General features: G+C 31.4%; 23 protein-coding genes. 6 read left to right on the forward strand and 17 right to left on the reverse strand.

Features of this window, described 5'->3' with window-relative positions; all coding sequences use genetic code 11:
* Positions 1–211: 211 nt before the first annotated feature.
* The 11 genes from V1T75_RS02470 to V1T75_RS02520 all read right to left on the reverse strand — a co-directional run bounded on the left by V1T75_RS02470 (position 212) and on the right by V1T75_RS02520 (position 10157).
* Positions 212–1492, reverse strand: coding sequence for a hypothetical protein (locus V1T75_RS02470; protein WP_330486987.1), 1281 nt, complete (start codon positions 1490–1492; stop codon positions 212–214).
* Positions 1493–1504: 12 nt separating this feature from the next.
* Positions 1505–1798, reverse strand: coding sequence for a DUF7677 family protein (locus V1T75_RS02475; RefSeq protein WP_330486988.1), 294 nt, complete (start codon positions 1796–1798; stop codon positions 1505–1507).
* A gap of 4 nt (positions 1799–1802) precedes the next feature.
* On the reverse strand, positions 1803–3110 hold the full coding sequence (locus V1T75_RS02480) for a hypothetical protein (protein WP_330486989.1): 1308 nt from the start codon (positions 3108–3110) through the stop codon (positions 1803–1805).
* A gap of 7 nt (positions 3111–3117) precedes the next feature.
* Complete coding sequence (locus V1T75_RS02485) at positions 3118–3687, reverse strand: hypothetical protein (protein WP_330486990.1); 570 nt, start codon at positions 3685–3687, stop codon at positions 3118–3120.
* Positions 3688–3700: 13 nt separating this feature from the next.
* A complete protein-coding gene (locus V1T75_RS02490; RefSeq protein ID WP_330486991.1) occupies positions 3701–3946 on the reverse strand; it encodes a hypothetical protein in 246 nt (81 codons plus the stop codon).
* Positions 3947–3955: 9 nt separating this feature from the next.
* On the reverse strand, positions 3956–4297 hold the full coding sequence (locus V1T75_RS02495; RefSeq protein ID WP_330486992.1) for a hypothetical protein: 342 nt from the start codon (positions 4295–4297) through the stop codon (positions 3956–3958).
* 13 nt (positions 4298–4310) lie between these two features.
* A complete protein-coding gene (locus tag V1T75_RS02500) occupies positions 4311–5255 on the reverse strand; it encodes a hypothetical protein (RefSeq protein ID WP_330486993.1) in 945 nt (314 codons plus the stop codon).
* Positions 5256–5356: 101 nt separating this feature from the next.
* Positions 5357–6511, reverse strand: coding sequence for a cadherin domain-containing protein (locus V1T75_RS02505; protein ID WP_330486994.1), 1155 nt, complete (start codon positions 6509–6511; stop codon positions 5357–5359).
* A gap of 28 nt (positions 6512–6539) precedes the next feature.
* A complete protein-coding gene (locus V1T75_RS02510) occupies positions 6540–7106 on the reverse strand; it encodes a hypothetical protein (protein ID WP_330486995.1) in 567 nt (188 codons plus the stop codon).
* A 128-nt stretch (positions 7107–7234) separates the two neighbouring features.
* Positions 7235–7972: a LytR/AlgR family response regulator transcription factor gene (locus tag V1T75_RS02515; protein ID WP_330486996.1), complete on the reverse strand. Its 738-nt coding sequence runs from the start codon at positions 7970–7972 to the stop codon at positions 7235–7237.
* Positions 7947–10157, reverse strand: coding sequence for a tetratricopeptide repeat protein (locus V1T75_RS02520; RefSeq protein WP_330486997.1), 2211 nt, complete (start codon positions 10155–10157; stop codon positions 7947–7949). The genes V1T75_RS02515 and V1T75_RS02520 overlap by 26 nt, the downstream gene beginning before the upstream one ends.
* A 343-nt stretch (positions 10158–10500) precedes the next feature.
* On the opposite strand from V1T75_RS02520, the gene V1T75_RS02525 reads away from it, so the two are divergent.
* From V1T75_RS02525 to V1T75_RS02545, 5 genes are all read left to right on the forward strand, one after another.
* Positions 10501–11298: a hypothetical protein gene (locus tag V1T75_RS02525; protein ID WP_330486998.1), complete on the forward strand. Its 798-nt coding sequence runs from the start codon at positions 10501–10503 to the stop codon at positions 11296–11298.
* 24 nt (positions 11299–11322) lie between these two features.
* On the forward strand, positions 11323–12318 hold the full coding sequence (locus V1T75_RS02530) for a metal-dependent hydrolase (RefSeq protein WP_330486999.1): 996 nt from the start codon (positions 11323–11325) through the stop codon (positions 12316–12318).
* A gap of 61 nt (positions 12319–12379) precedes the next feature.
* Positions 12380–12931 (forward strand): hypothetical protein, encoded by a 552-nt coding sequence (locus V1T75_RS02535; protein ID WP_330487000.1) that lies wholly within the window; start codon positions 12380–12382, stop codon positions 12929–12931.
* Positions 12931–13371: a hypothetical protein gene (locus V1T75_RS02540; RefSeq protein WP_330487001.1), complete on the forward strand. Its 441-nt coding sequence runs from the start codon at positions 12931–12933 to the stop codon at positions 13369–13371. Before V1T75_RS02535 ends, V1T75_RS02540 begins: the two co-directional genes overlap by 1 nt.
* A gap of 105 nt (positions 13372–13476) precedes the next feature.
* Positions 13477–15840, forward strand: a complete 2364-nt coding sequence (locus V1T75_RS02545; RefSeq protein ID WP_330487002.1) for an FdhF/YdeP family oxidoreductase — start codon at positions 13477–13479, stop codon at positions 15838–15840.
* Between the two features lie 6 nt (positions 15841–15846).
* Here V1T75_RS02545 and V1T75_RS02550 read toward each other — a convergent pair whose 3' ends face one another.
* The gene (locus V1T75_RS02550; RefSeq protein WP_330487003.1) at positions 15847–16137 is read right to left on the reverse strand and encodes a chaperone modulator CbpM; all 291 of its coding nucleotides are present in this window, start codon (positions 16135–16137) and stop codon (positions 15847–15849) included.
* Between the two features lie 2 nt (positions 16138–16139).
* Positions 16140–17042, reverse strand: a complete 903-nt coding sequence (locus V1T75_RS02555) for a J domain-containing protein (protein ID WP_330487004.1) — start codon at positions 17040–17042, stop codon at positions 16140–16142.
* Between the two features lie 109 nt (positions 17043–17151).
* Between V1T75_RS02555 and V1T75_RS02560 the strand changes: the two genes are divergently transcribed.
* The gene (locus V1T75_RS02560; protein ID WP_330487005.1) at positions 17152–17511 is read left to right on the forward strand and encodes a hypothetical protein; all 360 of its coding nucleotides are present in this window, start codon (positions 17152–17154) and stop codon (positions 17509–17511) included.
* A 60-nt stretch (positions 17512–17571) separates the two neighbouring features.
* On the opposite strand, the gene V1T75_RS02565 is transcribed toward V1T75_RS02560, so the two are convergent.
* The 4 genes from V1T75_RS02565 to V1T75_RS02580 form a co-directional block, all read right to left on the reverse strand.
* On the reverse strand, positions 17572–19536 hold the full coding sequence (locus V1T75_RS02565) for a DUF4114 domain-containing protein (protein WP_330487006.1): 1965 nt from the start codon (positions 19534–19536) through the stop codon (positions 17572–17574).
* Positions 19537–19636: 100 nt separating this feature from the next.
* Positions 19637–20959 (reverse strand): glycosyltransferase family 2 protein, encoded by a 1323-nt coding sequence (locus tag V1T75_RS02570; RefSeq protein WP_330487007.1) that lies wholly within the window; start codon positions 20957–20959, stop codon positions 19637–19639.
* On the reverse strand, positions 20956–22329 hold the full coding sequence (locus V1T75_RS02575) for a hypothetical protein (RefSeq protein ID WP_330487008.1): 1374 nt from the start codon (positions 22327–22329) through the stop codon (positions 20956–20958). The genes V1T75_RS02570 and V1T75_RS02575 overlap by 4 nt, the downstream gene beginning before the upstream one ends.
* 29 nt (positions 22330–22358) lie before the next feature.
* Positions 22359–23723, reverse strand: coding sequence for a nucleotide sugar dehydrogenase (locus tag V1T75_RS02580; protein WP_330487009.1), 1365 nt, complete (start codon positions 23721–23723; stop codon positions 22359–22361).
* Between the last annotated feature and the right edge of the window lie 54 nt (positions 23724–23777).

Consider the following 23777-nt stretch of genomic DNA (forward strand, 5'->3'; position numbering starts at 1 on the left):
CTTGTTTTAAGGGCTCGTTTATATTAACTAATTGGTATCCTAATTTTTTTTCGATAGTATGCTCTTCTACACATTGCAATGTTTGTAAAGACTTGGCTATTCATTCTTTATCTACATCCACACTTAGCCTAAAAAGCATAACCAATCCATTAACTGGTTCAGGTTCTTTACAGGTGAGTTTTTTTGCTTTAAGTAAGGTCTTCATACTGTATTAGTTTGAGCACAATTTAGGAATGTATAGTTTAAGTTGTTTCAGTACCTCTAAAGGTAGCTTCTCGGTTTTAACTTTGTCATCTCCCTTTAATTTTATTTCTGCCTTGTTATTTGAAGAGTTGCAAGAATAGCGATAAGTTTCTTCATATTCCTTTGATAATAGTTCATTCACTAATACTTCTATTTTGAATGTTATTTCTTTGGTATTACGATTCATTACTATTTTGTTTTCTGAGTAAATCATTGCACAACCAGAACCGCAAGAGACGACAAAGGAATTTCTTGCTTTTTTTTCTGAATTGATCAATCGAATTCCCTCTGAATTATATTGAAACGTATCTATTTTCGTATAGCGATTTACACTATTTTCTCGAACGTTTATCACACTAACTTTATAGCTTATTACAATTGTTTGCTTTTCGATATCTGTTTCCATCAAGATTTCATCAAACGTAGATTGTACGGTAGCACCATTAGGTATGGTAGGACAACGTTTCAGCTTTTTTAATGATACTGTATCTTTTAAAAACCATTGGTTTAAGAAATCTAAATGCTTGTCGGAACATTGATACCCCAAATTTAAATAAGAAAGAAGTTTACACGCTAGGTTAGTTCTATTTTGATCAGGTTTTCCACTCCTCCATTCGCATTCGTTCCCTACAAAGGTTGCAACAAAACCTAAAGCAGCTCTTTCGGGTTCAGTGATGTTTTTTTGATAATCTTTATTAAGTACTATGGTGTTAATATCTGTTTTTAATTCTTCGTCATACACCGTGTCACGCCATAAAACTTTTATGCTTTTATTAGCAGATATACTTGAACTTATTTTGTTAAATGAAACTAAATACGGTTTTAAGTATGTTACATCTTCATCCCCCGCTTCTTGTAAAATTTTTAATTCCCATTTTATGGAAATTATATCTCCTTTCACTAATTCATTTATCGAAATATCCTGATACATTACTTGTACAGTATCCTTATTTTTTTTAGCTAAAAAACACCAATAATCATAATTATCATCGTAACTTAAAAAAGTTACAGTATCGGTATAAATTGTTTTGAGTTCTAATTGTTCATCTGGCCTTAAACGGCTTTTAAAACTATCAAGAGTCTTACTTTCTTCTTCTGAATACTTTATAGTGTCTTTATTATCTGTTTCTACTTTAAATACTGTGTTGCTTTCTGTCTTAATAGGTTTTTCTGATTTATTTTTACAAGAGGTTAAGTTAAGACTCAGTAAAATAGCCAGTAAAAAAAATGGTGTAATTTTATTTTTCATTTTTTTTAGAAATTAATGCAACTCTAATTCCCAGTCTTCGTAGGGAAACGTTACTTTAAAATTAGAATCACAATACGAACGAATATAATCTACCGCTCTTTTTTCGGCATGTTTTGCATTGAGTACTTCTCCATTTTCATCCAGCTCTATGACATTGGCAAAAATGGCAAAGGCTTGTTCAATTGCACTGGGCTCTTCGCCATAAAGTTTAAGATAATCAATACCTTTTAACTGGTAATGTGTACCGCTTGCCATAAAATAAGCAAAGGTTCTAAGTGCTCCGCTAAATGATTCGCTTAGTTTCATATATTTATTTATAGGTTTTTCCATCAAATTTTAACACCAATGTTTTAGTAAAAATGGTATCTTTCTCATCACAATCTCCATTTTCGTCTTTAAAAAGTAAGCTATTTGTTATTTTATTCTTTATAACGATATCAAAATACGCATTTGTTTTTTCTTCAGAAATAATGAGTGTTTTTTCTTCAAGGAGATATCTTTCATCACAACCTCCATTAATTTCACCTGTACCTTTCTTTACTTCAAAATTATGCAAGACTTTCTGTAAGCTATTATTCTCTATTATAAACAAGGAAAGACGGTCATTTTCATAAGGATTTGCGCGCGAACTACCAACAAAATGGGTTTTAACACCAAAGGCACGCTCGTTTTCTGTAATAGTATATGGTGCGGTGTCTATAATTATTTCTGTTAGCATTATGGCATCTGAAACCCAACCGTTGGTTTTCGAGCTTTCAAAATAGTGAAATAACACTTGTTTGTTTTCCATATTAACGTAGGCAATATGTGTGTTGAATGTAAAATAATGTTCTTCTTCGCTTCCTTCAACAATTTCAGGAATAACTACAATCGCTTCATGTGGACGGTTGGGCAGTATTTTAAATGCTTGTAAAACTGGCATTAGTTTAGAGCGGTTTATATTTAATTCGTCTATTACCAATTCATAAAATATATCACTGATGTTTAACATTCTTAATTTTCCGTTGGGCTCAATTTTAACAAAACCTGTTTCTTTGCTTACCCTATATTGATAATTGATGGTAATGCGATCTGTTTCTATTGTTGATTTTGTTCGAACCCAGCTTTCAACAAGCTCATCATAAGCTATCATTTCAGAAGCAATCACATTGCCTTCTAAGTCATAATTTATAAGTCTAGATTCTATTACCTCATCGCTTTGTAATGCTGTTATTACTACGGTATAAAAATCTTTAGACAATTTTAATCGGTATGCATCAATGGCACGGTAATTAGATTTGAGTTCTTTCCAGTTTTTATAAACTTTAGCAAGCTTTAATGCTTCTGTATTTATTTTTTGATAATCGCCCTTGTGTGTAAGGTTACCAAACGAAGTACTATCTACCAAAGGAACGCTTTTTAGTTTTAGTTTTTGTAGTTCTTCTCTAAATGTTGGAAAATATTCTGAGGGAGATTGAGCTGCTGCTTCAATTTCATCTGCTTTTGCTTCTACAGCATTTTCAATTTCAACAGCCACATCTACAGGAGTTTCGAATTCGATAGATTCTCCCTTGTTTTCTTTGGTCTTTTGAGCGCAAGAGAGAAACATTAGTATGAACAGTATGTAAATGTTTTTCATTTTAAATCTATTTTTTTTGTAATGTAAGAGTATCTGTTTTTACAGGATAACCTTTCTCATAGTATTCCAATATCCCATAATGTTGTGTACTGTCTTTTTTGTAAGAGTAAATCTGTAAGATGGCTAATTTTTCTTTTTGATACATATTCAAATCCTCTACCGAAAATCCTCCTAAATCCTCTTCATTTTCTATAAAATAGGCAGTACCATAATCCCCAAACACTAATAAATTCCAGTTTTTTGTGTACTCATAAAAACGTAAGGAATAATTAGTGTCTATGTTTTTTGTTTCTGCAAGTTTTTGATTTACAAAGTTTTTAATTGACTTATTCAAAGCATTCTTATTCTCTGTAGGTTTTTTAACTAGATATAAATCTGAATATATTTCAGATTGGATAAATTCCATTTTTACAATGAATAGTTGATAAATGGCAATGCTAATAATTGCAATAAGAAGTATTGATAATGCTCCAAGAACTCTTACTTTTTTAGTTACAACCCATTTTAATATTTTATAGAGCAGGAATATGCCTACACCAAGGAATAAGAATAAATAAATGATAACAAGTATTTCCATTTTACTAACTTATTTATTCCCAAACACGCATTGTAGCATTACAATATCCTGTAACTATATCTAAAATATCATCAGCTCCGTCTTGCAGGGTTTGGTTGGCTGGATGTTCTATTTTTATTTTTTTTAATATTTCAATAGCTATATTTTGTGTTCCCTCAGAGTCTTTAAAAGCAAATAATACTTTTCTAACTTCTTCGTTAAAACAATTACCTTGTTTAGCAAATTCTAATAGGGTTTTATATAGTTGTTTGTTGGTCATTTACTGTTTTTAAATTACATCAATCACTTTTTCTAACAGGTAATGTACTACTATCACAAAAGCAGTAACTATCATAAGAGCTCCAAACTGAATAGAAATTAGTTTACCATTATTTTTCGACTTCTTTTTTAGGTAAAAAACATCCAAAAGAATAAATAACAACGTAATTACAAATCCAATTATCAAGCCTACATGAAATAGTCCCCAATTGTAAAACATGTGAGCTAAATAGCCCAATCCTTCTTTAGGTATATTATTAGCCCCTAAAACAATCCGCATATACGTTATACCTAACACTATGGAAACTATTGTCCATAACATATAAGCAAAAAGTTGTTTTAGTTTTTTCAATTTTCCAAACAGGTTAATCTTCTAAATAAGGTAATGCCTTTTCTTTATAATATGCTTCATATTCGATCATACCCAGGTTACTAGCTGTCCAATACAGCAACTTATACAATTCATATCGATGCAAATTAGTATTTTCAATTGGCGTTGCTTTAACTTCAGCCATTAATTGTTCTATTTTCCCTTCAGCATCTTGATAGTCGTGAAAATAATTCAAATCAAAATAATATTGAGCTAATATTAACTGCTGAATAAAAGGCGACCATTCATTTATACGGTTTAAATAATTTTCATATTCTTCAACGCTAGCTCCCCACTTAGGTGATACAAATGCTAAATAATTTTTGTGCAATTCAGCATCTTCTGGAAATTCATTTATCACATTTTCGAAAAGTTGATGCACATATTGTCTATTTGCATCGATAGCTTTATAAATAACTAATAAACAAGCAACAGCATTGGTTTTAAAAATGCTATTTTTATTGTTAACTTCAATTAAAATAGCTTCTGCCTTTTTTAGGTGTTTTTTAAAAGATGCTAACTTTTCGTTTGATACACTGTCAATAGTTCCACGACCGCGAATTTCCCAAGCTTTATAAATTAATTGATATCCTTTAATTATTTTGGGTAAATCGTTACTAGGCTCTTTAGCAATCCATTCGTCACTTATCTTGATATCTCCATATTGTCCCAAACTTTCAAAAGCAAACGAACGTTGGCTAGAATTCATACTTTTTAAAGTTTGCTCTACATTACTAAACTGTTTTTTGTTAAAGAAGGTTATTACTTCTTTAAGCTTTGGATCGTTTAAATGTGCATGACTTTTAAATTTATACCTACCTATGAGGTTTATTAAATTATCTATGGGACTAAAAATGCCATATTTGTCTAAAAAGTAAAGAATTCCAAATCCTACTAGAATCCATTTTACCAATGGGTATTGCGATAAAAAATCTATCATAATTATAAATTTGTATTGTTAAGTAACTCGCTTTAAAAGCGAATAAAAAAATCGTATAAAGAAAATGTTTTCTACGATTTTTTTATCATTAGAGTGTTATATTAAAAATCTGTCCAAGCTCTAACAGCCCTCACATTTAAATTATTAATTCCTTTACTAAAGAAACTATTATATCCATCAGAAAATCTAAGAATCCTAGCTACACCATCACTAGATTCAGTGCTACTCCAATAAGCGGACGACCAAAAAGCAGTTTCTTCAATAGCAGTTCCTGAATTTTGAAGAGAAGTTTCATTAATAATTTCTTTATTATTATACATTTCTTCAAGTTCATCTATACTTGGCAGAAACCAATCATCATAATTATTTAAACTTAAATCATTACAAATTTGTGCCGCATAAGAACCAACTCCTTGAACATTTACAATGGCTGTAGTATTTGCTTGTCCTGTTCCAATTTCTAATGCTGTAGCACCTGTACTAACATTTGTACCATTCCACCATTGAATTCCTGTACTTTGGTCACTTACAGCACATACCATACCTTCATCTCCTGATGCATTAACCCAAAAGATGACACCTCCAAACTTATACTCACCAATTTCATGTTGGTCTTCTAAATTTATGGTTGCTGTTAGGGTTTGTGTATTTCCAGAATTATCCACAGAAATTGAAGCTGTAATAACAGGGTTGATTTCATAATCGAATAAAGCAGCATCGGCAACGGTCAACTCTCCTGTAGAAGCATCAATACTTAAAGCTCCCACTGGTGTTTGAGAAGCAATACTAAAGCCAAGTGTTGCATCACCGCTTGCTTGAACTATGCCCAGTGAGTGTCCATTAGTAGGATTTTCATCAACAGTCGTAGTATAGTCTTGTACGCTTAACTCATTTGTATTGGTTACTGTAATAGTTACCGTAGCGGTATTTTGAGCTTTATCTGCAGCAACGGTAGCCGTAATTGTAGGATTTGTTTCAAAATCGAATAAGGTAGCATCGGCAACAGTTAATTCTCCTGTATTTTCATTTATTTCGAGAGCACCATTGGGTGTTTGTGAAGTAATACTAAACGTTAAAGATGCATTATTATCGCTTTCAACGGTTCCTATAACTTGTCCTACAGAAGGATTTTCATCTATTGCAACCTCTAAGTTTTGAAGATTAATAACAATTGGGTTATCGTCTTTACTACAACCATAAGCTATTATCAATACTAATAAAAGTAGTGTTTGGGTAAATTTGATTACGTTTTTCATATTATTTAATTTTTAAGTTTATTATATTTTAATAATCCATTTCAATAAAATCTCCATTTAATTTATATCTGAATGTAAATGTTGTACCTCCGTTTTCAGGATTTAACATGACTACATATTCGGTTTTAGTCACATCCCCATTCTTTGGAAACTTGATATACGCCATGTTTAAAACAGGATTTTCTATACTTTTTTCAGCAGTTAACTGCGTACTCGATTTTTCAACCAATTCACCTAATTTAGATAAGTTGATTTTGTTATTTAATTGAAACATGAAGTCTGCTGCTTTACTTCCCTGAGGTACTTCTAATGAGATTTCTGAATTTTGCTTCCAGTTATCTTGCATATGGTTCCATTGTCCCATTTTTAAAGATTCAGGAGCTGAGGTAACAGTTACTCCTATAATATTTCCTATAGATTTATTGTAAGTAATCGTTACATCTGTGTAATATGCATTATTACCAAATTCGCTTTTAACCTCTTTTTCTATAGCGGCAAACCCTTCTTTATTGGCCACTTGCTTGCTTGTCGAATTTCCGCAAGAAACCAACAAAGTAAATACTGCTATGATTACTATGAATTTTACTACTTTCATTTTCGTGTTTTTTATAATTACACGACTAAAAGTATGTAGCTAAAGTGAAGTAGAAAATAGAGAATCTATTTCTGGGTTTTTTGAATAAATAAGTGCGATACTTTATAAAATATCCGTAAAACAGGAAGTTAATTATTTGTCCAGTTTAAAAAAGTATGTAAAAAATGTTCTTTTTTCCGAGAAGACACAGGTATTTTCTTACCACATTTTAAATGAATAACTCCAGTTTTATCATATTTATCTATGAATTTTAAGTTAACCATGTAAGATTGATGCGGACGTGTAAAATTGGCTTTACACAGACGTTCTTCAAACTCTTTTAAGGTTTTTGAAACCATATATTTTTTATTGTCACTACAATAAAATGTAGTGTACCCCTTGTCTGATTCGCAAAATAACAGTTCGTCTAAATCTACTACTTGAAAACTATCCTGTAATGATAAAATTATCTTTGAATCTTCATTGTTCCATGCTTGTTTTGCTACTTGTACTTGTTGTTTTTGTCGGTCTATTGGAAGATGAGCTACTTTTTGAAGTGCTGTTTGTAATTCATCTATATCAACAGGTTTTAGTAGATAGTCTACCGCACCTATTTTTAAAGCACGTAAGGCATGCTCTTCATAAGCAGTAATAAAGATGACTTTAAAATTGAGGTTTTCGGTTTGTGCTAAAAAATCAAACCCTGTACCATCGGTAAGGTTGATATCTAAAAAAACCAATTCAGGTTTACAGGCATTAGCAACTACTACGGCATCTTTTACGGATTCACATTCACCTAATACAGTTATTTCAGTATCAAGTAACTGTAATAGATTTTGCAAACCTTTCCTAATATATTCTTTATCCTCTATTATTAATGTTTTCAATACTTTCTATTTTTATATAAGGAATTGTCAACGTAACTACAGTTCCTTGTTCATTATATTTTTTTCTATCTTCAATAGTAACAGAACCATTCATTTTAAAGTCTTTCGATAGTATTTTTAATCGCTCTGAAGTAATCGTTGTCGATAATGATTTTTTGTCTTGATTTTTATCTTTCTTTAAATCCTCTAGACCTACACCGTTATCTTTAATAACACAAATTAACTCTTGGTTAGAATAACTGAGCTCAATATTAATGGTTCTATTTCCTATTAGATTTACAAAAGCGTGCTCTATAGCATTTTCTACAAATGGTTGAATAAGCATTGGAGGAATTTTAAAAAGCGATGTCTCAATATCTTCTTCTACAGAAATAGTATAAGTATATGATTCGTTTTCTAAGTTTTGAAGTGCTAAATAGTTTTCTACAGCTATTAACTCTTGAGAAAGTGATACAGTTCTATCTCGAGAATTTTCTAAAATAGTTCGAAGTAGTTTTGAAAACTTAGACAAATAAGAAACCGATTTTTTCTGTTCTTTGTTCAAAATCATGCCTTGTAAAACTGAAAGTGAATTAAAAATAAAATGCGGCGTCATTTGCGAGCGTAACAATTTTTGCTCCATGATTACATTTTGTGTTTTTGATTTTTGATTCCTCAGTTTTAAGAATAGAATGATGATACCTAAAACCAACGTTGTTATTAAAAAAGCGACGATACCTAACAACAAATTACGTTGTGACTTTTTTAAATTTTGAGAAGTATCAAGTACTGTTTTGGTTAATTTTAATTCTCGAATACTGGCTGAATCCAAGGCTTGTTTGTATTTGTACTCATACTCTATTTGAGTTATTTTTTCAATATTCTCTTTATTGAAAATACTATCATTTAATATTTTGTATTGCTGATAGTTTGTAAGAGATTTTTTATAATCACCTGTATTTTTATAAATTATAGAAAGAAGCTCTACGGTTTCTTTTTGCAGTTCTAGTAATTTCATTTCAATAGCTATTTCTTGACTTTTCAAGACATAATTGAGCGCCTTCTGATATTGCTTCTGAAAGTTGAAACACCTAGCTAGCCCTAAGTAGGAACGACATAAACCGATTGGAGAACCTACTTCTTTATTCACAATCCCAGCCTCTTTGAAATTCTTAAAAGCTTTTCCTTCTTGTCGTACTAAAATTTGAACATCTGCTACATCATTCAAACTTATACCAACTCCTCTTTTATCGTTAATTGTTTGACGTATTTGTAAAGCCTTTTGAAATTGTTCTAAAGCATTTATATAGTCTAACTGGGTTTTATAAATAGTTCCTTTAAGGCTTAAACATATAGCAATAGTCACTTGACTATTTTGCTTTTTAGCCACTTCTAAAGCTTTATTTACATATATTAATGCTTTTTCAATATTGCCAAGGTTATTATAAACCATTCCCATATTCAACATTAATCTTGCTGTATAGTTAGATAGTCCTAACTTTTCATAAATACCCACTGCTGTGTTAAAATTCTCTAGTGCTCTAGGGTAATTTCCTTGTTCTCCAAATATGCTTCCAATGTTAGTGTATGCTCTTGCAACACCCATAGTATCTTTGACTTTTAGTTTTAATTCTTTAGATCTAGTATAATTACGAATAGCTTCTACATAATTTCCTTGATTAGCATAGATATTACCTATATTATTTAAACTTCCAGCAACACCTTTTAAGTCATTTAGTGATTCATCTATCTCTGCGGATTTTTTATAATACACTATAGCATTGGAAAAATCACTTTGATAATAATAAGCCATTCCTATACCATTGTTTGCATAAGATTCTCCTTTCCTATTATTTAAAGATCTGTATAATTTAATCGCTTCTTTAAATTTCAGAATGCTTTCTTTGTATTTAGATTTGTTAACATCTATATACCCCTTGTAGTAGATAACATCTGCTTTACCTGTAGCGTAATTTATTTTTTTTGAAATTGTTTCGGCTTCATTCAATAATAGTCTAGCTTTTTCATTTTCTAAATCTTGAATCTCATAATAAAGACGTACTAAAAGATTAACTCTTATAGAATCTTCTGCTTTATTATTTTCTAATCCAGTTTTAAGGCTATCTATTTTTTTGTTTTGAGCCTGAACATTTACAATAAAAATGATGGAAACAACTAATGTAAGAATATACTTGATGAATTTCATAAAATTTTTCTACTGGTTTATAGCAAAATAACGGAACTAAATCTAGTAAAATTAATTTTAATAGCTTTTAACTAATACTTATTCTAGTTCTTATTTAAAAATAATAGATGATTAGGTTAGAGTGTAAAAACCAAAACACAAAGTTTGAAGTATAGAATAAAATTTTATCACCTAATCTAAACGAAGGGTTTACTTGATGATTTCTTGTTATAATTATAACTTCAGTTAAAAATACTCTTCTATTTTTACTTCAAATTTATAACGGTTTACTACGTTTATAAAACAGATTATTTTCATTTCACTGAGGTTTATAATTTTACTAGTCGAGACTCAATTTATACTCATGGAAAAAGACAGAAAAATAAAATTACAAGAAAAAAAATATCAATCCGTAGGAAAACTTACTACAAGTAAAATTATTGATCTCTTTATCGAAAGTGAAAACGAAGCTTTGCACCATAAATTTCAAGGTCAATTTTATCCTTCCCGTCATTATGATATTAACGCTACATTGACAAAAGCCCTCAAGGGAATTGACAAGCAAAAAATAATTGATGCTTATTTTCATGCCGCTAGATTAGGAATTGTAGTAAAGGTAAGAGAAGACAATTACCCTCTTTTCTTAAGAGGAGTTGAAAAAACACTATTATCTCTTGGAGAAGGATACAATATCAATGTTTTAAAACCTAGTAAAGTATTTATCCTTTTTGGTATTACTTCACCAAATGACATAGAAAACCTGTACAATACATCCTACAACGAGTTTTTAGAAACCTTAAAGTTTATCACCAAAGTTAATTCTTATACCAGTTATCCTAGTTTACGAAAAAAGTTAAAAGCTACGCTTTTCTTAGAAAACCCTATACTTTTAAAAAGAGCTCAAGAAATGACTCCCTTCTTTAATCAATTCAATTTCGAAACTGCTGGGGCATTGGTTTTATTATTGGTTGACGCTTCTAGTACCTCTAAACAAATTCTTCTAGCATATCATAAAACAAGTTTGCCTAGAGAAACCGTTTGGGTTCTTGGAAGCTTTTACAAAGACTTTAAAACTTCGAAAGCAAACAAGCTATTACTTAACGACTTGTATAGTACATATCCAACGAAATGGATTGATGAATACTATCGTTCTATTTACTAGTCGTTTTATAAGTATTTTTGCCTTATGGATTCACTTACGCAAATTGTTTTGGGTGCAGCAGTTGGAGAGGCTGTATTAGGAAAAAAAGTTGGTAACAAAGCAATGCTTTACGGTGCTATTGCGGGTACAATTCCTGATTTGGATGTGTATATTGGTAAGCTTTTTAATACCGTTACCGCACTTGAAATACACAGAGGTTTTACACATTCTGTTCTTTTTGCAATTGTTTTTGGATGGATTTTCGGCTGGCTCATTTCTTTGTATGAAAAAAAAGCCTCCACCAAAGAGTGGGCTAAACTCATGTTTTGGGGATTTATTACGCATCCAATTCTAGATGCACATACCACTTGGGGAACTCAACTTTTTTGGCCTCTCGATATTCGATTGGCTTTTAAAAACATTTTTGTTATTGATCCTTTATACACACTGCCTTTCTTAATATTTCTACTAATGGCAATGTTCCAACGTAAAGGAACTGTAAAAAGAAGAAAGTATAACAACTTAGGACTTATTGTAAGTAGTTCTTACATGGCAATTACTATTGTTATCAAAGGAATTACTTATACTAAATTTACACATGCTTTAAAAGAACAAGGGATAGCTTATAAAGAGTTAGAAACCAAACCTACTCCTTTTAACACTGTTTTATGGTCTGCAAATGTTGAGACAGATGATGCATATCTGATTGGTTATTATTCTTTTTTTGACACCAAACCGATTGAGTTTTACTCCTATCCTAAAAATCATCATTTACTAGGTGATTATAAAGATGATATTTCTGTAAAACGACTTATAAAGATTACTAAAGGTTGGTATACTATTTTAGAAAAAGACAATGCTTTATATTTAAATGATTTGCGCTTCGGACTGCTTAGTGTAGCTCCAAATTTTCAACAGTTTGCTTTTAGCTTCAAAATAACTGAAGAAAATAATAAATTGGTTATAAAAGAAGTTCCTAGAGATAGAGAAAAAGCCAAAGAACTCGTAAATGATCTTTGGGTTAGAATTCAAGGAAATTAATTGAGAAATCGCTGTATATGTCGTAAATTTGCAATACTATTTAAAGCAGTATTCCTCAGGTTTGAGACAAAAATATTTTCACTTTTTTTCTATCATTTTTTTAGTTCTTACTCAATTCGCTTTTATTGCTGCGTTATTGCTAGAACATAAAACTGTTTTTACGGTAATATCTTTAACAACACTTATTACTACACTCCTAATTTACACCTATATAAAGTTCTTTAGAATTAAAGAAGTAAATTTTGAACCATTTTATGTAATGATTTTTGTCATAGCCGGCGCTGTACTTACAAGTTACCTACATCTTTTTACTCAATTGAATACTGTTTTGGCTGCAGCACTTATTGGTACCATTGCTTCTTTTTTACCCAATTTGAATAAAAGATCAATCGTTTTACAAAACATACCTAATGCTATGTACTGTGGTTGTTTTGTAGGAATGTCGCAAAAACACGTTGCTATCGATTATAGCTTTATAATTATTGCCGGCATTATTGCTGGTATTTTTTACATGCTTTCAAAAAACCTATTTCATGGAGTTGGTGGTAAATTAGGTACTCTTGCTTTTGGTAGCGTTGTTATTTCATCTTTATTATTGTTAATTCTCTCATAATGCTTACAACAATATCAATATACTTAACAAGTACACTTGGAGCTTTTTTAACCTTTTTAGTAAGTACCAAATACAAACAGGGACCTGTACGTGCTTCTGCCCTATTAACGCTTATTGTAGCTGGTTTTTGCTTTCTTTTTCCTAAGATGTTTTCAGAAGATATAACCAACCAAATTCCTTGGGTGTTTTTTGGGGCTTCTTTTGTTGGCATGACTTCTGGCAAGCTTACTCGAAACTATATTTCAATTATTTTCGCAGGAATAGTTTTCGGGTTCGTATATACATTTAGTCCTGATTTTTTTAATGGTTATGGAGGGGCTTTAGGAACAGCTGCATGTATTTCCATCTTAGTCGTTATTGGAATAAACCACCTTATCCGACTTTCAAAAGTCTCAAAAAAGAAAAAAGAGCTACTTAAAAAAGTTTCCCTTAAAAGTTAAGTTCCTTATAGGCTTGCCTCCTAAATCTAAATACAAAATCATTCAACCCACTACAATCTCCTTTATTTTTTCTTAACTTTATCTTCTTAAGATTAGAGAAAAAACATGGACAATACATCTAAAAAACAAGCTTCTGCAGAACCTCCTTATAAATTATTAAGTTTAAGAACAGGTAAGCCAAAAGATTGGGCTGCGGGTATTCCTGCTGTAAAACATTCTATAAAAAACCTTATTGACGAAAAAACGTTGATTCGAGGAGGGAAAGCGCTATTTAAAATGAATCAGTTTGATGGTTTTGATTGTCCAAGTTGTGGTTGGCCTGACCCTGATGATGAACGTTCTCCTATTGCTGAATACTGTGAAAACGGTGCCAAAGCTTTAGCTGAAGAAGCCACTAGTAAAAGAATTACTGCAGATTTTTTCAAACAAAATTCCGTGTATGATTTATCTCAATTAACTGATTATGAAATCGGACACTTAGGTCGTCTTTCTGAACCTATGTATCTTCCCAAAGGCGGTACCCACTACGAGCCTATAAGTTGGGAGGATGCTTTTAGTAAAATTGCCGAACACTTAAACAAACTCGAATCTCCTGATAATGCTGCTTTTTACACCTCAGGAAGAACAAGCAATGAAGCTTCCTTTGTTTATCAACTTTTTGTTCGCGAATTTGGAACCAACAACTTTCCTGATTGCTCTAACATGTGCCATGAAACTTCTGGTTTCACCCTAGCTCAAACAACAGGTATTGGAAAAGGAACTGCTACTTTAAATGATTTTTATGATACTGACATTGTAATAATTATCGGGCAAAACCCTGGAACAAACTCACCACGAATGTTGAGCGCTCTAGAAAAAGGAAAAAAGAACGGTGCTAAAATTATTGCTGTTAATCCACTTCCTGAAGCTGGGTTAATGGGATTCCGAGATCCTCAGAAAATAAATGGGATTTTAGGAAATGGAGTTCAACTTGCCGATCTATACCTTCCTGTTAGAATTAATGGGGACTTAGCTTTGTTAAAAGCTATCGAACAACTCTTGTTACATTTTGAAAAAGAAACACCTGGTAAAGTTTTCGACCAAGATTTTATTAAAAATAAAACGGTAGGCTACGAAGAGTTGATTCAGCAAATTGAACATTACAACATCGATGAATTAGCTACTATAGCTGGTGTTTCTAAAGAAGCTATTCAAAAAGCTGCTGAAATGCTTGCTTACAAAGATCGAATTATTATTTGCTGGGGAATGGGACTTACACAACAACCTAACGGAGTTGATATTTTAAAAGAAGTGCTAAACCTATTATTCTTAAAAGGTAGTATAGGTAAACCCGGAGCAGGTTCTTGTCCTGTACGAGGGCATAGCAATGTGCAAGGAAACAGAACCATGTTAATTAACAATCATCCTTCCAAAGAACAATTAGACAAACTTGAAAAAGTTTTTGGCTTTAACCCACCAAGAGAGAACGGTTATGACGTGGTAGACACTATAAAGGCAATGAATGAAGGAAAAATAAAAGTACACTTTAGCATGGGAGGGAATTTCTTGTCAGCTACGCCCGATACTACCTATACAGCAAACGGATTAAGACAACTATATTTATCTGTTTCAGTTTCTACTAAGCTTAATAGAACTCACTTAATTCACGGTAAAGAGGCTTTAATTTTACCTACCATTTCTAAAAGTGAAATTGATATGGTTAACCATAAACATCAATATACAAGCGCCGAAAATGCAATGGGAATTGTCGAGTGGTCTAAAGGAGTATTAAAACCTATTTCTGACAAGCTTATCAACGAAACACAGATTGTTTGTAGAATGGCCAAAGCTACTTTAGGAAGCAAAAGTGTAGTTGATTGGGATCGTTACATGAACAGTTATGATGCTGTTAGAGATGATATTGAAAAATGTATTCCTGGTTTTGAAAACTACAATGTTCGTGTAAAACAAAAAGGTGGATTCTATCTTCCCAACAATGCTCGTGAAGGAAACTTTAAAACAAAAGAATATGGCAATCGCGTTCCTTTTTCGATTACAACATTGCCTAAAAACACATTAGCCGAAGATGAATTTTTAATGGCCACAGTAAGAACACACGACCAATTTAATACTACTATTTATGGCTTAGATGATCGTTATCGTGGTGTTTATAATGAACGTCGTGTAGTTTTTATGAATAAAAACGATATAGAAAAAGCTGGTTTTAAATCTGGTGATAAGGTAGATTTATATAATTATGATAATGACACAGAGCGTATTGCTCCACTATTTATTATTGTTGAATATCCTATTCCTGAAAAGAACACAGTTACTTACTTCCCTGAAACCAATGTATTGGTTTCAATTCACAACACCGTAAAAGGAAGTAATATGCCTGCCTCAAAACATATTAAAATTAAAATTAAAAAGCACAATCCTGATATCTATGATAAAATAGACGAAACTCTTTATAAGAAATCTAACTCATAAATTAGTTTACTCGTAGCGTTTTAATTTATTTTCTAATTGTTGAATTGTTTTATGCATAGAATCCATTCTATCAAGCATATTATTAATTACATCAATACCTTGCATGTTTACCTCTAAATCGTAGTATAATCTGATTATTTTTTCTAAAACAGGCAGCTGTTCTATGTACAAGTATTTATTCGAGTCTTTTACAACAAACTCTATGAGTTGAAAAGACTCAATACTTTCTATAAATTGTTCATCCAAGTTGTGATGAACAATAACTTTTTGTATGCTTATTAATTCTTTATCATTCATCTCTATTTCAATTTAGATAGTTTAGTAAATAACGCTCGTTGTTCGTCTGTTAAATGGCTAGGAATTTTTATGTTGTAAGTAACGTACAAATCACCAAACTGCCCTTCTTTTTTATACTTTGGAAAGCCTTTACCTTTTAATCGAACTTTGGTTCCATTCTGAGTTCCTCCTTTTACCTTCAGCTTTACTTTATCTGTAAAAGTATTTATAACCACCTCTCCTCCTAACACTGCTGAGTATAAATCAATAGTTTGCTCTGTGTACAAATCAGCACCATCACGTTTAAAGTTTATATCCGGGGCTATTTCAAAAGTAATGTATAAATCTCCTTTAGGTCCTCCGTTCAATCCCTCACCTCCATGTCCTTTTATTTTAATGGTTTGTCCATTTTCTACTCCTGCAGGGATCGTAATTCGTATTTTTTTACCGTTTACCGTCAATACTTGTTTTTGTGAAGCATATACATCTCTTAAGTTTAATTGTAAGGAAGCATTAAAGTCCTGACCTCTAAATTGTGCTGTCCTCCTTCCTGAACTTCTACCACCACCAAATGCAGCATTAAAAAAGTCGGAAAAATCTGTTCCCTCAAAATCTGAGGACGAATATTGTTGGTGCGAGTCTCCTCCACTGAATCCACTTTGATTTCCTCGTTGTTTTTTAGCTTCTTCATAAGCATCGGCATGCTGCCAATGTTCACCATACTCATCGTACTTTTTTCGATTTTCAGGATTACTCAACACCTCATTCGCCTCATTAATTTGCTGAAACTTCTTTTTAGCTTCTTCATCATTCGGATTTGTATCTGGGTGATATTTTCTCGCCAACTTCCGATACGCTTTTTTTATTTCAGCAGCAGTAGCTGTTTTATCTATTCCTAAAACTTTGTAATAATCTATAAACTCCATAGTATTAATAACTAGTATAAAACACTCGAAAATATACGAAATATTATCATGTTAAACTAATGATAACCTCCACTTAATTTATTCTTATTTTTGCATTTTACGAAGATTTATGACGATAGAAGATTTAATAGGAACCTACAATATTATTGGTAGCAACCAAGACGAAAGTAGTAATACATACAAAGGAACACTTTCTTTGACTCTTGATGAGAATAACAGAATTATTGCCAAATGGCTCATCAATAATGAACAAGAACAATATGGAACTGGTTTCTTTAAAAATAATATCCTTGTAATTAATTTTAACTACACTGGTGATGACAATACTATTTATAAAGGGGTTGTAGTTTATTCTTGTCTTTCTAAAAATATTTTAGACGGGTTTTGGTCTGAAAAGCACGGAAATCCTTTATTTCTTGGTGAAGAACGCTGTTTTAGAGTACAAAATCAAAACGAGCTAATCAATTAAAAAACTTTTAGAAAGAGCCAATATAGTTTTGTTTAAATTACATTGGCTCTTAACTTAAATCTATATTTGGTTAAATTCTGAAGTATCAATAGCGCTTGGATTTGATGCTGAAATTTCAAATATTGCATCATTAAAATCATTGTCTCCATTAGGAACTGAGATGTCTTCAAAGGCTATTACTGTAGAATTACAAGTTTTATCATAGAAAATTATACTTTGTTGTCTTCCACTTAAGTTAAAATCAATATCCGTATACTGAGAGTAATAACCATCTGTGATAGAACCATTTATCCAGCCATTTGCTATTAAAAAGAAGCCTACTACTGTTCCAGGTTCAAAGGTACCAAGTAAACGCATTGTATTACCTTTTATCAACTCTCCTCCAGATCCTTTCGCTGAAGCATTTGGAAAAATTACTACTTTATCTAGTTGATCCTCACTTGTAGGCACACTCCCTTCTTGATAGGTATAATAACCTAATACATTTTTATAACCTGCTCCTTCATCTACAAAAGTTAAATACAATTCTGTTTCTTCTTTTACAACTATATTTTTTACAGGGTTTGTGAAGTACTCAGGATGTGCCTCTATAGCATTTTGACGTTCAGGAAGGACATTTGCATAAATATTAGGTAACAAAGAGCTACACACTTCTTTATCCTCTTCTAACCCATCTGGTTTACCATTTGTGGTATATGTTGTAATAGTTTTATATTCATCTTTTATTCTTTTTCTTAAAATTTTAAAACCTCCGTTACCTTTAGCTACAAAAACCCATTCACCATCTGCAATAATATAATTAGCTGAAGCTCCTTCTTCTGCTAAATCCCAATAAAAAACTGGTTGAATATTTTCTCCTACACTTGTTGGATGTGGTGATATAGAGATACCATCTGAACCGTTAGCGGCGTACACATAATCATTATCTGTGCTTACGCCATTGGTGTTTCCTACAACCAAAAAACTTCCTTTAGATTCATTTATTATTTCTCCATTTGTAACATCTACTAACGCAACTCCGTTTTTACCTTTTGCTACATATATTTGATCACTATTTAAGGGAGAAAATTCCATTGTAGATTTTCCTCTGTATGCTTCTACTACATTTTGATGAAAAATTTCTCCAATACCATATATAGTAGAATTTAATCCTTCCGTTACTGTATTAACTCTTAATTGCGCATTATCTCCAGTAACCAGACTTACTATTTTTGAATTATCTGAAGTACTATTGACAGCGATATATTTTGCATCACTGTAAGTTTCTTTACCAATTGCAAATAAGTCATCTTTATTCAACTGAACAGTACCTCCATAAGTCTTTCCTGAAGTTATGTATAAATAATTATCGGTAACTGCTATCCCGTTTGCTGATGCTGAAACTCCATCTTTTAAAATATTAGACAGATTTACTCTTTGGTAATTTTCTGTAAATATTCCGTTGTTTGTTTCTAACTCAAACAATTGTGCGCCATGTGTTGCATCTGACATTGCTAACCATACTTTTCTTGATGATAAATCTCCTTCAAAATCTGAGGTAATTGCATTGATGTCAGAATTTAAAAATGTTGCTTGACTCATAATTTCTGGAAAATTCGGATTGGATAAGTCGAGTATTTCTACCGCTCCTAAATGCTCATTTCCTTGTTTATGATAACTTACGTAAGCTTTAGTACCTGATAACGTAATATGTGTTGCACTTAGTGTTTTACCTTCTACTACTAACGGAGCTACTTCTGCTACATGCTCCCAATAATACATTTCTTGTGTTCCGTTAACTCCTTCTGTTCGGCTAGCAAACTTTTGACCTGTTAAACCACTAACTATTGATTTAATAGTTGCTGTTCTATTTATATAGCTAATTCTAGAAGATAGAGAATTTCTATAATTGTTTAACATATACGGGCTTTTTGTTACTATTTCTTCTGCTGCTTCCATATTATCAATAATATCGTCTTCTATTTTTGATTGACAACCAACGAAAATGCCAACCAGTATAATTGCTAAAATTCTTAGTTTTTCCATTTTTTACTTGTTTTAATTATACTGTAAATTTATTTTTTCACTCCCTGTTACTGTTCTTTTTTCGATTAATTACCGGCAAGTATAGATTAATGGTAATCAACTACAAACCAGCTCTTTTAGCTTGTATTGAAGATTTATATGGATTCCAAGGGTCTTCGAATGATCGTTTGAAGAAGAATTCTTTATAATAAGCTATAGTTCTTACTATTCTTAAGTAAGTTCCTGTATATATCGTCATTAAAATTACATAAGGCCACAAGTATTTTTCTTCTTCTCTTCTTTCTGAAAAAATGTAAATACTTAGCATTTGTACATACGACATTACAAAGTATAATGTGAAGTTCATTGGGATAATAAACTGTAAAGAACTGTTATAATTTACAATAATATCTATGATATAAACCCACCACATGATATCTAAAATAACATTGTAGAATACGTTTTCTGCAAGTGAAAAAAAAGTTGACCAATTAAAATTTGCCGTAGGAAAATACACATCCTTATGTTTTCGAACTCTAAAACGAATTATAGATTTATCCCAACGTAAACGTTGTTTTGTCAAAACCTTAAACTTAGAAGGCGCATTGGTTAAGCAAATTGCTTTTTCTTGAAAATACACCTTATAACCAGACTTTCTAATCTTTACTGTGATATCTCCATCTAAACCTGGACCTATATCCCATCCGCCAATACTATCTATTACATCTTTTCTAAAAGCTCCAAATGCTCCCGAAATAATTTTATAGATTCCTAAATAAGACGTAATGATTCTCCCTACTGATACTGTTTTTAAATACTCAATTGCTTGTAGTTTTGCACACAAGCTTTCTTTGTAGTTTCTCACTTTTACATTTCCTCCTACAGCAGCAATTTTATCGTTTATAAAAAAAGGTAAAAGTACTTGTTCAATTGCATCGCTATCAAAAGAACAATCGGCATCCAAATGCACAATGTATTTACCTTTGCTAAAACGCAGCGCTAAATTTGCAGCTGATGCTTTTCCTCCTCTCATCTCATTTCGTATAAACATATCTATCAACCCTAAACGTTCAAGGTTTTTACCTATGATAGGAGTATCATCATCAGAGCCATCATCAACAATAATTAATTCAAAATTTTTAAACGTTTGTTCTGCCAATGATTTGGTTAACTTATACAAGTGTTTTCCTTCATTTTTCCCTGGAATGATTACAGATACAAAAGGATTTTCTTGAAAAAATTTTCTTTTAGCTTCTTCAAATTTTTTAGCTCTTTTTTTTCTTGTAATGAGAAAAACAAATGCGATTACATAGTCTATGATTATATAACGTGTAAACTCAAAGATTACGAAATACCAAAACACTCTTATAAATTTTGGTAAGCCAACCACAAACCAGTAATTAACATATTCTGGAACTAAATTATGTAGGCTTAAAAATATCATTCGAAATACGTATTTGAGTTATCAGTGCCTAAAATTTTATGAATCTCTATTCTTATTTCTTGTTGGGTATCACTCAAGTTATCTGATAATAACTTTGATAGATTATATTGTATGTTCTCTAGTCTTTCTAACTGATTTTCTTTAGTTTCAGGGAGTAAAATATAGTAGCTATTAAACTTTTCTGCAGATAAGATGTCTGAAGCTTTTAAATACGATTGTATTATTGAACTTATTTCTTTGGTTAGGTTTAATTTTAAATCGGTGTTTAACAATTCTAGTTGCTTATTTTCAAACGTTATTTTTGTCAAATAACTGTCTCCTTGTGTTACTTCTATTCTCTTTATTTCTTGGTTTACTATAATTTTAAAAAGACTCGTGTTCATACTACCTACAGAAATAGTTTCCGACTGAGGTTGATTTGTACTTTCTTGATTAAATAATATTTGTTCTCCTATTTCGGTTATTGTATAACTTCCTATTGTTTTCTCTAAAAGTTCATCTAACTTGTTTTCTGTTTCACAATCTAAACACAAAGCTTTCATGTTGGCATTTTGAAATTCATGATTACAAGTATTACACGAATAGATTGATGAAGGTTTATCATAATCTATTCCGATATGTCTGAGGTTTTTATCACATTTCGGGCAGGCCAACCCATCGTCAACTTTAAAATCCTTTTCTGGTGCAACATGGGCACAAACAAAATGGTGAACCATATCATTTGCTATGATGTCGATAGAATCACATTTCGGACAGCATTCTCTAAAATTTAGATAATTACCAGAACAACTTTTACAAAGGTGTACATAGTCTTTTAAGCTTACAGATAAACTATTTTCTTTTACTGCTTTTTCTAAATTTCTTAATAATGATGTTGCTTCATTTTTTTTGTAGAATAATGAGATAAAGGGAAATTCATATCCTATATAACTTTCTCTACTTGTAATTGGTGTTAAAACTTTATTTCTCGAATAAGAAAATGCCATTGTTTTTAACTGAATAAGCTTTTCATGAGAAATTGCTTTAGGTACTGTTAAATTCTTTATTCTCTTTTTTATAGTTATTACTCTTTGTACATAAGAAGAAAGCATGTTTAGCTCTACGTCACCATCGGTATGAATGGCTACTTCTTTAGGTAGTTTGTAAATGCTATTCACAAACAATGGTGACAGGCTAACTTGAATATTTTTGTGTGTTCTTATACTATAAATAATATCATTTGCATTGGTTAAAGTATCTGTATCAATAATAAAACCATCTAAATATGCTAGCTCTTCGTTTTGTAACTCGCTAGTATGTGAAACCAACAAGAACGAATAACCATCTTGTATGATTCTTCTCGAATTTGATTTCTTTAAAACATTTAGCATGATTTCTACTTTTTGGTTGATTTTACACTTTACAATGACATATATACTGCTGCTGGAAATTTGTCTTTTTTATCTCCTTTAACATCAAAAATTAATGTTTCTTTCGTTCCGTTTTTTAAATAATCGTAGTATGCTAAATGCTTATAGTCTTCATGGTCTACCGCTAAAATGATAGCATCAAATTCTTCTGATGTGGTATTTTTAATGGTAAGTCCGTAACGTTTCTTTACTTCTTTTGGATCAACCATATAGTCTTGCACCACTACATTATATCCTCTTTTTTGAAGTTCTAAACACATTTCTGCTGTTTTAGAATTTCTAATATCATTTACATTTTCTTTAAAAGCTACTCCTTTTACTAAAACTGAAATATTGTTCTTTAAAAACCTTTTAGCATATAATTTTCTTTCTATTTGTAAAACAATATGATTTATCATGCTTTCATTTACTTCTCTAACTTGTTCTAGTAGCTTTGGGGTATACCTCATTGTCTTTGCCTTGTGTATTAAATAATACGGATCAACTCCTATGCAATGCCCTCCTACCAATCCTGGGAAATAATTGTGAAAGTTCCATTTAGTTCCTGCTGCCTGTAATACATCTTTTGTATTAATTTCTAAAACATTGAAAATCTGTGATAACTCATTCATTAAACCAATATTTACATCTCTTTGAATGTTTTCTACCACTTTTGCAGCTTCTGCAACTTTAATTGCTGGTGCTCTGTGTACACCTGCTGTTACTACTTCTTCGTACACTTTCGCCACTGTTTCAAGAGATTCATCTGTGCTTGCCGATACTATTTTTTTAATTTTTGTAAACGTGTGTTGTGTATCTCCTGGGTTAATTCTTTCTGGTGAATATCCTACAGTAAAATCTTTGTTTAATTTTAATCTTGAAATTCTTTCTAAAATTGGCACACAAACTTCTTCGGTACACCCTGGAAATACTGTCGATTCAAAAACAACACAATCTCCTTTTTTTAAGTATTTTGCTATCGTAGCTGTGGCTGATTTTAACGGTGTTAAATTTGGCTTTTTTAAATCATCTATAGGAGTTGGTACCGCTACGATGTAGAATTTAGCTTCTTTTAAAATTTCATCATTCGACGTAAAACTGATATCCTTTCCTTTAAACTCTTCTGAAGGTAATTCTTTACATGGATCTTTATGTTGCATTAACTGTAGTACTTTGCCATCATTAACATCAAAGCCTATCACTTTAAATTTTGATGCCATGTGAACTGCTAAAGGCAATCCTACATATCCTAATCCTACAACTGCCATGTTTTCTTTTTTTTCTAAAAGGCTGTTAAATAACTGACTCTTTTTGTAAGCTAATTTTGGAAACTGCTTTTCAACCTGTATCTTGTTTGTTTTTAATGCTGTGCTCATCTTATTTGTTTTTTGTTAATTAATATACTGCTAAAGTACACTCGCTTTTAAGCT

It is taken from the genome of Tenacibaculum sp. FZY0031, from assembly GCF_036350695.1.
Taxonomy (GTDB): Bacteria; Bacteroidota; Bacteroidia; order Flavobacteriales; family Flavobacteriaceae; genus Polaribacter.